3 protein-coding genes are annotated in these 13,851 nt (G+C 71.4%); all 3 read right to left on the bottom strand.

Annotated features, from left to right (window positions below; genetic code table 11):
• On the bottom strand, positions 1-6,150 hold the full coding sequence (locus tag BLQ67_RS05240; RefSeq protein WP_092503101.1) for an Ig-like domain-containing protein: 6,150 nt from the start codon (positions 6,148-6,150) through the stop codon (positions 1-3).
• 87 nt (positions 6,151-6,237) lie between these two features.
• Positions 6,238-12,402, bottom strand: a complete 6,165-nt coding sequence (locus BLQ67_RS05245) for a fibronectin type III domain-containing protein (protein ID WP_092503103.1) — start codon at positions 12,400-12,402, stop codon at positions 6,238-6,240.
• Positions 12,403-12,536: 134 nt separating this feature from the next.
• On the bottom strand, positions 12,537-13,781 hold the full coding sequence (locus BLQ67_RS05250; protein WP_092503105.1) for a hypothetical protein: 1,245 nt from the start codon (positions 13,779-13,781) through the stop codon (positions 12,537-12,539).
• Between the last annotated feature and the right edge of the window lie 70 nt (positions 13,782-13,851).

Below are 13,851 nucleotides of genomic sequence, written 5' to 3' on the forward strand. Positions count from 1 at the left end.
TCATGGCCAGCCTCGACGAGGCGTCGCAATGCGGTCGATATTGTCCGGTCCGCCCCAGATCTCCATCCACGCATCGCCGCTGAACTCCGAGTAGCAGAGGTTGCCCTCGGCGTTCGAGCCCGCGTGCGTGCTCCCCGAGGCGGATCCGATGCGGACCGTACCGGGGTTCGGCACGTTGAACGGGTTGCCGGACCCGTTGCCGGAACCAGTGTTGAAGCACTGGTAGCTGTAGTTGCCCGGAGTCAGGTTCTGCCAATTCAGCTCGTACTCGTAGCACGTGCCGTTGCAGCCGGGGAAGACCGGACCACGGGTGAGCGAGATCGTCGGCACCCGTGCGGATGCGTCCGCCCGCGTCGTCTGAGCTCCATGGCCGTTGCCGTCTGGCAACCCTGTCGTGGCTTCGACGACGACGGTGACCTGCTGCCCGCCGTTTGCCGGCACGGTCTGGGAGCCTTGGTTGCCGACGTTCTGCCAGCCCCCGCCGTTGATCTGGATGCGCACGGAGACAGGACGGCCGTTGGCGTTCGGCGCGGACCAGCTCACCGTGACGCCGTTCGCGGCGGGACGTGCGGCCGCACTCGGGTTGCCGATCGGGCCGTAGGGCGCCGCCTGGACCGTGTTCGACGGCTCGCTCGTGTAGGTGATGCCCTGCACGGTCGAGACCGCGCGGACCGAGATGTTGTACGGGTTCTGCCGATTCTGCAGCGGGATGCGACCGCCCGTCGAGGAGACCGTGCCCTGCGGCGTGCCGCCGATGAGCACCTGGTACTGCACCTCCTCGGAGCGCGCGCCGTTCGTCGAGCCAGCCGTCATGACGATGTCCGCGAAGCCGTCGCCCTCGGTCACGCCGTCGATGCGGGGCGCGCCCGGCGTCGTCGCGTCGCGCACGCCGTTCGACGGTGCCGACGCCTGCGACGGTCCGACCTCGTTGACGGCCTGCACCGTGAACGTGACCGTCGCGCCCGTGCCGGCGGGCAGCGTCCCCGCACCGAACGTCGCGCGCGTGGCGTCCGCGCCGTTCACCTGCACCGTCTGCCCGCTCGACGCGGTCACGACGTAGTGGGTGATCGCCGCTCCGTTGGCCTGGTTCGCGTGGGGGGACCAGTCGACCTGCACCTGCACGTTGCCGGGGATCGACTGGTCGCGGGTCGCTGAGACGCCGGTCACCTGGAACGGAGGCCCGGCGGGCGTGACGGGCGCCGACTGCGGACTCCACTCGCTCGGCTCGGGCGCATCGTTGTACGCCTGCACGCTGAACGTGTAGGCGGTGCCGTTGGCCAGCCCCTGCCACACGTAGCTCGTCGTGCCACCGGGCACGACGACGGTCGGCTGGCCGCCCGCGGGCACGGGGCTGATCTGCAGCAGGTACTGCGTGATCGCCGAGCCGCGGTTGGCGGGCGTCTGCCAGGCCACCGAGAGCTGCGTGTCGCCGCGGGTCGCCTGCGGCGCCCCGGGCGGGTCCGGGCGCACGTCGGGCCGCGCATCCGCCGAGGCCGGCGAGGGGTCGGACTCGCCGACCTCGTTCCTCGCCACGACCTGGAACTGGTAGGTCTGGTTGTTCACGAGCCCCTGCAGCGAGCAGGTCGTCGAGCCGCACTCCTGCGTGAACGAGCCGTCGGCGCTGCGCACCGCGTAGCCCTGGATCGGCGCGCCGTTCGCCGCGGGCGCCGCCCACTGCAGCGTCACCGTCTGGTCTCCCACCGACAGCACATTCGGGCGGATGGGCGCCTCGGGCCGGCCCTTGACGTTGAGCACGACCTGGGCGGTGCGCTCCCGCTGCTGCGTGTCGGTCGCGTCGCGCACCGTGTAGCGCAGAGTCAGCACCCCCGAGAAGTCGGCACCGGGCGTCACCGTGACCGTCGACCCGTCGGTCGACGGCTCGCCGACCCCGCTCACCACCTGGACATCCACGACCTGCAGCGGCGCCTGACCCTCGAAGGGGTTGAAGTCGTTGGCGAGCACGTTGATGCTCTGGGCGACGCCCTGCGTCCCCTCGCCCGCGTCATCTCGAGGGATCGCGAATGGTGCGTTCGAGATCACGACCGTGGCGATGAATGTGCCCTGCGCGGAGTTTCCATGGCGATCGGTCGCCTCGACGGTGAACGAGACCGACGATCCCACGTTCGCGTCCACCGGCGCCGACAGCGTGAACGTCTGATCGACCACATCGGCATCCACCTGGTCCGAGGCTCCGCCGACCAGGTCGTACCGCATGTTCGGGATGTCGTCGGGATCCGGGTCGACGGTCGCCGTCGTGAGGTCGAACTCGACCGTCTCCCCCTGCGGCACGGCGATCTCGGCACCGTTGACCTGCGGGGGCACGGCCGACGAGGGACGGACGTACAGCGCGATCGACAGCGTCGCCGTGTTCGCATCCGGATCGGACTCGTCGGTGCCGTCCGTGACCTCGAACGAGAGCGTCGCAGGCCCGGTGTACCCGAGCTCGGACGTGTACTGCAGGGTCCGCACGTCGACGACGAGCGAGTCCTCGTTCTCGTTGGTCGCCTGCACGCGGTCGGCGGTGGTGATGCGCGGGCTGTTGCGAGCGACCGCCACGTACTCGTCGAGCGGGAACTCGCGCGAGATCCCCGACTGCACCTCGACGACGGCGTCGGAGACGAGGTAGGGCGCGGGATCGCGCGCGAGCGGCACGAACACGAACGCCTGGGCCGTCTCGCCGTCGGGGTCCGTGACCCGGTACGTGATGACCTGGAAGTCCTCGTCGCTCGGCGTGACGCGGATCGCGCCGTCGACCTCGGTGCCGTCGCCCTGGAGCACCGTCACCTCGAGCGCGTCGGGGCTGCCGTCGGGGTCGAGGTCGTTGTCGAGCACGGGCACCTCGATCGGCACCCCGGCCTCGACGTCGGCGGCGGGCACGACGTCGTCGACCGCGATCGGTGGCTCGAGCGGCGCGTCCTCGGCGACCGTGACGAGCACGACGCCCGTCGTCGCGCCGCCGCGCCCGTCGCTCACCCGGTACTGCAGCGAGTACTCCCCCGGCTCGTCGGGCGAGGTGAAGTCGACCGTGCTGCGGTCCTCGTCGATGCGCACGGGCTCGAGGGCGTCGGAGATGTCGGAGAGGCCATCCTCCTCGAGGGTCAGGGGATCGCCGTCGGGGTCGAAGTCGTTCGCGAGGACAGGCACGGCGATCGCGCGCCCGGGTTGCACGAGCACCTGGTCGGTCTCGGCGAACGGAGCCTGGTTCACGTCGGGCGGCGGCGCGATGCCCACGCGCACGGCGCCCGTCGCCTCGACGCCGAAGCGGTCGCGCACCCGATAGGTGAACGAGACGGTGCCGGAGGTGCCTTCGTACGCCTCGTAGACGAAGAAGCCGTCGCCGGTCTCGACGATGCGGCCCGCATCGGGGGCGTCGTCGTACTCGACGAGCTCGACGCCGTCGCCGTCGGGGTCGATGCCGTCGAGCGGGATCGGGATCGAGACCCTGTTGCCCGCGACGACGCGCGACTCGACCGTCTGCGCGACGGGCGGATCGTTGCCCGCGTCGCGGCGCACGACCGTCACGTCGATCGCAGCCGTCGCGAATCCGCCGTTCTCGACGCCGACCTCGTAGACGAGGCGCACGGATGAGGGTCCACCGACCGGCACGAAGAGTCGCACGGTGTCGCCGTCGACGAAGGCGCAGCCCTCCGCCTCCTCGCCGACGACGTCGCAGCCATCGTCGTTCGACGCGAACGTCGTCTCCACGAGCTCGTCGGAGAGCGTGAGCTCGAGGTTGTCGGGGCTGAAGTCGTTGGCCAGCACCGGGATGGTCACGAAGTCGCCCTCGCGCACCGTCGCCGTGTCCGCCACGGCGGTCGGCGGCCGCGGCTGCTCGGGCGGCGCGACCGGGATCACGATGACCTGCCCCGTCTCGGTGTATCTGCCGTTCGAGACCGTGTAGGTGATCGTGGCCTCGTCGACGATGCCCTGCGTGTCGACGAGGCGCAGGACACGACGTTCGAGGAGCTGCGCCGACACCGGGACGCCGTTCGCCGTCACCGACTGCACCACCAGCACGCCACCCGACGGGTCGACGTCGTTCGCGAGCAGGTCGACGAGCGTCTGTCCGCCCTGCGGCAGCAGCGCGATGTCACGCACCGCCACGGGCCGCGCCTCGTCGTCCGCCTCGCGGATGTCGACGCGGATGCGTCCGTTCGCCGACGCCGCGCCCGCGGAGATGAGGTAGTTCAGGTAGTAGGTGCCAGGCGTCTCGCCCGTGACCGTCACGATGCCGGTCTCGCGATCCCACGAGCCCGTGATCCGCGGCTCGGCCTCGAACGCCACCTGCGCGAGGCGAGCATCCTGCGGGCCCGGCACGTAGTCGTTCGCGAGCGGCTCGAACGACGCCTCCTGCCCGACGGTCGTCGAGACGAAGTCGGCGTTCGCGACGACGGGCGCCGTGTTGCGCTCCATGACCGTGACGGAGATCGTGCCCGAGGCCGACGCACCGCGCGCATCGACGATCGTGATGTCGATGCTCGTCACGCCCGGAGAGCCGGTCGCCGTATACAGGATGCGGCCGGCCGGGCTCGCCTCGATCTGGTCGCCGCTCGGACTCGTGGCCGACTCCAGGTAGAAGTCGTCGCCGTCGGGATCGAACCATCCCTGCAGGCCCGAGTATTCGAAGCGCGCGGTCTGCTCGATCGTGAAGGACTGGTCGAACAGCGGCTCGGGCGGGCTGTTCTCGTCCGGGGCGCGCACGGTCACGACGACCGTCGCCGTGTCGGTGCCGCCGCGGCCGTCGTCGACCTCGTACTGGAAGGTGATGAGACGCTCCGAGAACGACGCGGGGATCTCGATCTGCAGCTGCGAGTCGTTCGCGATCGGCGACACCGTGACGCCCGAGGGCAGGTCGGAGACCACGCGCGCCGTGAGCACGTCGCCGTCCTGGTCGGAGTCGTTCGCGAGCACCGGCAGGATCGTCGCGCGCCCCGGGCGAGCACCCAGCTCGTCGTCGGTCGCGACCGGCGCGTGGTTCTCCTCCGACGGCGGCGGCGTCGTCTGCTGCAGGATGTCCTCGAGCGACTCGTCCTGCTCCTCCGACTCCTCCTCCGACGGCGGCGGCACGAGATCGTCCCAATTGTCGACGAGCACGACCTGATCGGTCACGAGCCACGACTGCCCCGACTCGAACTGGTTCAGCACGACCATGCCGCGATTCACGCGGAACACGGCCGGCCCCTCGAGCCCGTCGATCGCCTCCTCCGCATTGCGCGACGAGTCCTGGCACGACCGCACGAACTGACCGTTCGACGGGAAGGCCGCGTACAGGCAGCCGCCGAGCTGCACGGGCGCCACCACCTCGCCACCCTCCGCGCCGATCGACTGCTGCGCGAGCTCTCCCACGCCCAATGGCTGCCGCAGCAGCAGCTCGCTCGTCGCGAGCACCACCGACGACGCACCATCGCCCACCTGCTGCAGCCTGGCATCCTCGGGCACGTCGACCGTGCGACCAGGCAGGAACAACCGTTCGCCACCGAGCGCCACGGCCTGGTCCCCGACCAGCGTCAGCGCGACGTCGTCGACGTCGCCGAGACCGTCGCGAGCCTGCGTCGTCGGGTCCTCGAAGCCGCCACCGTCGGCCACCTGCCATTGCAGCACCGCGCCCTGCGCGGGCGATGCGATGGCGACGCTGCCGTCGTAGCCGACGGCGACCGCGGCGTCGTCGCCGACCTCGGCGAGCGGCTCGACCTCCTCCGCATCGAACGCGCCGACCTGCGTCACCGGCATCGCCCAGAGCCGACCGTCGGGATCGAGGATCGCGACGGTGCCGCCTCGCTGCTGCACCTGCACGTCGGAGGCGAGCGGCACGCTGGCGCCGAGCGTCATCGTCGCGGGATCGATCTGGATGAGCGTGCCGTCCCCGTCGCGCAGGAACACGTTCGCGCCGTCCTGCAGCACGTCGAACGACGTCGAGCCCGACGGCGCGTAGACGTGCCCGTCGAGCTCCTGCGCCTGCACGTTGAGATGGCCAACCTCCGACGTCGAGGTGCGCGTGACCCACACGCCGCCGTCGTGCAGGTCGACGTCGGTCTGCGTGAAGCCCTCGTACGTGAATGCGAGCACGCCCAGCGCGATCGTGGCTGCCGACACGATGGCGATGGATGCGGTCGCCTTGCGACGTCCCTTCATCCAGCGCAGCACGCCCACTCGACCACCCCTCGCACGCTCGACTCGACGATCATGCCGTACCCGTCGGCGCGGGGCCTGGACGATGGCTGAGCCGTCAGCGACGCGCTAGGGCCAGGAGACCCGCGGAGATGTGAGGTTCACGTTGTCCGGCCCGCCCGTCAAGGTGAACCAGGCGTCACCCGGGTAGCCGTTGTAGCAGAGGCGGCTGCCGCTCTTCCGGTACTGCGTGCTGCCGTTCCCTGAACCGACGCTGATCGTGCCGGGGGTCGCGAACTCGCTCCCGCTTGCGGACTCGGTGTGGTGGCACTGGAACGTGTAGTCGCCAGGAGAGAGGTTCTCCCAATTGATCTGGAAGTAGTAGCAGGGGGCGTTGCACCCCTCGGGTCCAGCCGCGCTGTCGCCTCGCGTCAGTCGCACCGACGGATTCGCCCGCGCGGTGGCCGCGGCGCTCGTCTGCGTCGTCTGCGTGCCGTGCACGCCCTCGGCCTGCCCGGTCGACGCCCGCACCTGGATGCGCGTCTCGGTGCCCGCATTCGTCGGCACCGAGCGCGAGCCGGTGTTGGCGACGTTCTCCCACCCGCCGCCGTTGATGTTGATCTGCACCGACACGGGGCGGCCGTTGGCCGCCGGCGCACCCCACGAGACGTTCACGGTGTTCGTGCCTGCGGTCGCGTTCGCGCTCGGCGCCTGGATAGGCCCGTACGGGGCGGCCTGCACCGCATTCGATGGCGGCCCCGCGTAGGTGATGCCCTGCACCGTCGACACGGCGCGCACGGTGACGTTCGCGCCCGGCGCGTTCTGGTTCGCCACCGTCACGCGGCCGCCGGTCGCCGAGACGGTACCGCGCTGGGTGCCGTTGACGAAGACCTGGTATGCGACCTCCTCGGCGCGCGCACCGTTCGTCGGCCCCGGCTGCATCGTGATGTCGGCCCAGCCGTCGCCGTCGGAGACGCCCGTGATGGTCGGCGCGCCCGGCGTCGTCGCGTCGCGCACGCCGTTCGACTGCGCCGACGCCTGCGACGGCCCGACGTCGTTGACGGCTTGCACGGTGAACGTCAGCGTCGCTCCGGCGCCCGCAGGCAGCGAGCCTGCACCGAACGTCGCTCGCGTAGTCGTCGCGCCCGTGACGCTCAGCGGATCGCCGTACGCGGCGCCGTTCGAGTACGGCTGCACGAGATAGTTCGTGATCGCGGCGCCGTTCGACTGCGTCTCGTGCTGGGACCACGTGACGTGCACCTGCACGTTGCCGGGAATGGACTGGTCGCGCTCGGCGGCGACGCCCGTGACCTGGAACGGCGGGCCGGCCGGCGTCACGGCGGCGCCCGCAGGGCTCCACTCGCTCGGCTCGGGGGCGTCGTTGTACGCCTGCACGCGGAACGAGTAGGCCGTGCCGTTCGTGAGCCCCTGCCACACGTAGCTCGTCGCGCCGCCGGGCACGATGACCGTCGGCTGGCCGCTCGCGGGCGGCGGGCTGATCTCGAGCAGGTACTGCGTGATCGCGGAGCCGCGGTTGCCGGGCGTCTGCCACGTCACCGACAGCTGCGTGTCGCCGCGCTCGGCACGCGGGGCAGCGGGCGGGTCGGGGCGCACGTCCGGGCGTGCGTCGGAGGACGTCGGCGACGGGTCCGACGAGCCGACCTCGTTCCTCGCGACGACCTGGAACTGGTACGTCTGGTCGTTCACGAGCCCCTGCAGCGTGCACGTCGTCGAGGTGCAGAGCTGGGTGAACGAGCCGTCGGCGCTCTGCACCGTGTAGTCCTGGATGGCCGCGCCGTTCGCCGCCGGGGCCGCCCACGCGAGCGTCACCGTCTGGTCGCCGACCGACAGCACGTTGGGGCGGATGGGGGCCTCGGGGCGTCCCTTCACGTTGAGCACGATCTGGCCGGTGCGCTCGCGCTGCGCGGTGTCCGTCGCGTCTCGCACGGTGTACTGCACCGTGAGCACGCCCGAGAAGTCGCCGCCGGGCGTCACGGTGACGGTCGAGCCGTCGGTCGACGCCTGACCCTGGCCGCCGACGACGACCGCGTTCGTGACGACGAGCGGCGCCTGGCCCTCGAAGGGGTTCCAGTCGTTCGCGAGCACGTTGACGTTCGACGCGATGCCCTGCACGGCCTCGCCCGCGTCGTCGCGCACGATCGCGAGCGGCTCGTTCGAGATCACGACGGTCGCGACGACCGTGCCGGGCTCGCGGTTGCCGTGCCGGTCGATCACCTCGATCGAGTACGACACCGACGTGCCCACGTTCGCATCCACCGGCGCCGACAGCGAGATCACCTGGCCCGAGAGCTCGGCGTCGATCTGGTCGGACTGCCCGCCCACGAGCTCGTACTCCATCGACTCGAGGTCGCCGACGTCGGGGTCGCGCGTCGCGGTCGTGAGGTCGAAGTCGACCTGGCCGTTCTGCGGCACCGAGATCGCCGCGCCGCTGAACGTCGGCGCGACCGCCGACGACGGGCGCACGAGCAGCGCGATCGACAGCACGGCCGTCGTGCCGTTCGGGTCGGTCTCGCTCGTGCCGTCGGTGACCTCGAACGACAGCGTCGCGGGGCCCGTGTAGCCGAGCTCCGAGGTGTACTGCAGCGTGTCGACGTCGAGCACGAGCGGATCCTCGTTCTCGTTCGTCGCCTGCACGCGGTCGGCCGTCGTGATGCGCGGGCTGTTCTGCGACACCGTCACGTACTCGCTGAGCTCGAACTCGTACGAGATGCCCGACTGCACCTCGACGACGGCGTCGGAGGTCAGGCGAGGAGCGGGGTCGCGCGCGATCGGCACGAAGACGAACGCCTCGGCGGTCTCGCCGTCGGGGTCGGTCACGCGGTACGTGACGACCTGGAACTCCTCGTCCGACGGCGTGACACGGATGCCGTCGGTCACGACGTCGCCGGGACCCTGCAGCACCGTGACCTCGAGGGCGTCGGGGCTGCCGTCGGGGTCGAGGTCGTTGTCGAGCACCGGCACCGAGATGGGCTCGCCCGCCACGACGTCGGCAGCGGGCACGACGTCGTCGACGGCGACCGGTGCCTCGAGCGGCGCATCCTCGGCCACCGTGATCAGCACGACGCCCTGCGCCTCGCCGCCACGGCCGTCGTCGATCGTGTAGCGCAGCTCGTACTCCCCCGGCGCCTCGGGCGCCGTGAAGTCGACCGTGTTGCGGTCCTCGTCGATCGTGACGTCGCCGAGCTCCTCCGAGGCGCCCTCGATGCCGTCGACCTGCAACGTGAGCGTGTCGCCGTCGGGGTCGGAGTCGTTCGCGAGCACCGGCACGGCCACGGCACGGCCCGGCTGCACCGACACGGCGTCGGTCTCGGCGAACGGCACCTGGTTGATGTCGGGCGGCGGCGCGATGCCGATGACGACGGCGGCCGTGGCCTCGATGCCCCACCGATCGCGCACGCGGTACGTGAACGACGTCGTTCCCGCCGTGCCCTCGTACGCCTCGTAGACGAAGAAGCCGTCGCCCACCTCGGTGACGCGGCCCGCGTCAGGCGCCTCGTCGTAGCCGACGAGCTCGACGCCGTCGCCATCGGGGTCGATGCCGTCGAGCGGGATCGGGATCGACACGCGATTGCCCTCGACGACGCGCGCCTCGACGGTCTGCGCGATGGGCGGGTCGTTGCCGGCGTCGCGCGCGATGACCGTGACGTCGATCGGCGCCGACGCCCGGTTGCCGAACTCGTCGGTGATCTCGTACACGACGCGCACCGACGACGGGCCGCCGACCGGCACGAACACGCGCACCTCGTCGCCATCGACGAACGCGCAGCCCTCGACGTCCTCGCCCGTCGCGTCGCAGCCATCCGTGCCGCCGGCGAACGTCGTCTCGACGAGCTCGCTCGTCACCGTGAGCTCGAGCTCGTCGGGGCTGAAGTCGTTGTCGAGCACCGGGATCGACACGAAGTCGCCCTCGCGCACCGTCGCGGTGTCGGCCACCGCCGTCGGCGGCGTCGGCTGCGACGGCGGGGCCACGGGGATGATCACGACCTGGCCGGTCTCGGTGAACCGGCCGTTCGAGACCGTGTACGAGATCGTCGCCTCCGACGTGAGGCCCTGCGCGTCGATGAGGCGCAGCACGCGCCGCTCGAGCAGCTGCGCCGTCACCGGCACGCCGTTCACCGTCACCGACTGCACCACGAGCACGCCGCCCGAGGGATCGACGTCGTTGGCCAGCAGGTCGACGAGCGTCTCGCCGCTCTGCGGCAGCAGCGCGATGTCGCGCACCGCGACGGGCCGTGCCTCGTCGTCGGCCTCGCGCACGTCGACGCGGATGCGCGAGCTCGCCGAGGCGGCACCGGCGGACACGAGGTACGGCAGGTAGTAGGTGCCCGGCGTGTCGCTCGAGAGCGTCGCGATGCCGGTCTCGTCGTCATGATCGCCCGTGATCTGCGGCGCCTGCTCCCACGAGACCTGCGCGAGGCGGGCATCCTGCGTGCCGGGCACGTAGTCGTTCGCGAGGGGCTCGATCGAGACCTCCTGCCCGACCGTCACCGATACGAAGTCGGCGTTCGCCGTGATCGGCGCCGTGTTGCGCTCCATCACGATCACGCCGATGCTGCCCGTCGCCGTGTCGCCGCGCGAGTCGGCCACGACGATGTCGACCGACGTCGGCCCCGGCGATCCCGTCGCCGTGTACAGGATGCGGCCCGAGGGATTCGACTCGATCTGGTCGCCGGACGGGCTCGTGGCCGACTGCAGGTAGAAGTCGTCGCCGTCGGGGTCGTACCAGCCCTGCAGGCCCGGGTACTCGAACCGCGCGGTCTGCTCGATCTGGAACGACTGGTCGAACAGCGGCTCGGGCGGACTGTTCTCCTCCGGCGTGCGCACCGTCACGGTCACCGTCGCCGAGTCGGTGCCATCGCGGCCGTCGTCGACCTCGTACTGGAACGTGATCGTGCGCTCCGAGAACGAGGCGGGGATCTGGATCTGCAGCTGCGAGTCGTTCGCGATGGGCGAGACCGTGACGCCCGAGGGCAGGTCGGAGGTGACGCGTGCCGTCAGCACGTCGCCGTCCTGGTCGGAGTCGTTCGCGAGCACCGGCAGGATCGTCGCGCGACCCGGTCGTGCACCGAGCTGGTCGTCGGTCGCGACCGGCGCGTGGTTCTCCTCGGTCGGCGGCGGCGTCGTCTGCTGCAGGATGTCCTCGAGCGACTCGTCCTGCTCCTCCGACTCCTCGTCCGACGGCGGCGGCACGAGGTCGTCCCAGTTGTCGACGAGCACGACCTGATCGGTCACGAGCCACGACTGGCCCGACTCGAACTGGTTCAGCACGACCATGCCGCGGTTCACGCGGAACACCGCAGCGCCCTCGAGGCCCTCGATCGCCTCCTCGGCGTTGCGCGACGCATCCTGGCAGGCACGCACGAACTGGCCGCTCGACGGGTACGCCGCGTAGAGGCAGCCGCCGAGCTGCACGGGCGCGACGACCTCACCACCCTCGGCGCCGATCGACTGCTGCACGAGCTCGCCGACGCCGAGCGGCTGGCGCAGCAGCAGGTCGCTCGTCGCGAGCACGACCGTGGCTGCGGCGTCGCCGACCTGCTGCAGCACGGCGCCCTCGGGCACGTCGACCGTGCGGCCGGGCAGGAACAGGCGCTCGCCCGCGAGCGCCACGGCCTCGTCGCCCACGAACGTCAGCGACACGTCGTCGGCGCCCTCGAGGCCCTCGCGGCCCTGCGTCGACGGCTCGTCGAAGCCGCCCTCGTCGGAGGGCTCCCAGACGAGCACGGCGCCCTGCTCGGGCGACGCGATGGCGACGCTGCCGTCGAGCGAGACCGAGAGGGCCGCGTCGGCGCCGACCTCGGCGATCGGGTCGAGGTCCTCGGGGTCGAACGCGTCCATCTCGGCGACGGGCATCGCCCACAGCTCGCCGTCGGGCGACAGGATCGCGGCCGTGCCGCCCCGCTGCTGCACGTCGACGTCGGCGGCGAGCGGCACCGTGGCGCCGAGCGTCATCGTCGCCGGGTCGATCTGCAGCAGCGTGCCGTCGCCGTCGCGCAGGAACACGTTCGCGCCGTCCTGCAGCACGTCGAACGACGTCGAGCCCGACGGCGCGTAGACGTGGCCGTCGAGCTCCTGCGCCTGGACGTTGAGGTGGCCAACCTCGGAGGTCGAGGTGCGCGTGACCCACACACCGCCGTCGTGCAGGTCGACGTCGGTCTGCGTGAAGCCCTCGTACGTGAACGCGAGCACGCCCAGCGCGATCGTGGCTGCCGACACGATGGCGATGGATGCGGTCGTCTTGCGACGTCCCTTCATCCAGCGCAGCACGCCCACGACACCTCCGTCGACTCGGACCGACCCGACGATCATGCCCTAGCGGCGGTCCACCGTGCTGGACGGGCGCTGTGCCGTGCGCACGACCGAGGCCCGGCGAGCATCGCTCGCCGGGCCTCGTCTGCGTCCGCGCGTCAGGCGCGAGTCGCCTCGTACTCCTCGAGGCGACGCGCCTGCTCGGCCTCGTACTCGTCGAGCGCCTCCTTGTTGCGGCGCTTCGCGCTGCGCCCGCGCCGCGCGACGATGCCGCCGAACCACACCGGCACCTCGCGGGCGACGAGGAACGTGACGATCGAGGTCGGTGCGACGAGCAGCAGCCCGAGCTCGGCGCCCGTGATGTCGACGAGGCCCATGACGTCCCACACGTTCGACTGCGTCTCGAGGAACGAGCCTGCGACGTGCGCCGCGTACGCGAGCAGCGCCACGATGAAGCCGCCGAGCACGTGCGCCCACCAGCCCGCGCGGTTCACGATGAGCGTCACGAGCCAGTAGGCGACGAAGAACACCGCGACGGGCAGGATCCACGCCGGGCGCATCCAGAGCGCCTGCAGCTCGTCGGCCAGCACGAAGTCGCGCTCGAACAGGTACGTGGCGAGCAGCATGAACGCACCCAGCAGGGCTGCGAACACGATCGTCGACAGCAGCGCGACGAGGAAGCCGACGCCACGGGCGCCGCGCTTGCGGGGCGGCGTCGGCGTCTCGACGAGCACGATGGGCGTGCCCGTGGCCGCCTGCCGTGCCGTCTCGTCGTCGACCGAGATCGATCCGAGACGCTCGGTGCGCTGCTCGGGCGCGACCGCCGGCGCCACCGCGGTCGGCTCGCCGACCTCGAACTGCGGCTCGCCCTGCTGCTCGGGCAGCAGCGCCGTCTGCGCCTGCGTCGGCGCCGGCTCCTCGGCAGCCGGCGTCGTCGGCATCGCCTGCGTCGCCTCGGGATCGGTGAGGCCCGCGAACGGTGCCGTGTCGGCGAGGTCGGGGCGCTGCTCGCCGCGCAGGCTCAGGCTCGGGCGACGCGGCTCGACGAGCTCGGGCGGCGCCTCGGGCGTCTGCTCGAGCGACGACTGCTCGACCTCGGCATCGTGCGACGGGCCGCGCAGCGACGACGGGGCGATGACGGTGGGCTCGATCTCGCCGCCGCCCGCCTCGTCCCACGAGCGCTGCCAGTCGTCGGACTCGTTCGCCGGCGCCTCGGGCTCCGTGGCGTGCGCAGGCGCGTCGCCCTGCGTCGGCAGCTGCTGCGTCGGCGCGTCGCCGTCGTCGACGAGCGGCTGGTGCGCGTCGTGGTCGGTCACCGACGTCGATGCGTCCTCGGCCGAGACGGTCGGCTGCACGCCGTCGTCGTCGCCGACCTGGCCGTCGCGGTTCGTCGTGTCGCTCATGCGTCGCTCCTTGGCTTCCTCAGCGCAGCGCGCTGCGCTGGTGGATGAGCCTAGCCAGGGGACACGCCGG

The sequence above is a fragment of the Agrococcus jejuensis genome (genome assembly GCF_900099705.1).
Lineage (GTDB): Bacteria > Actinomycetota > Actinomycetes > Actinomycetales > Microbacteriaceae > Agrococcus > Agrococcus jejuensis.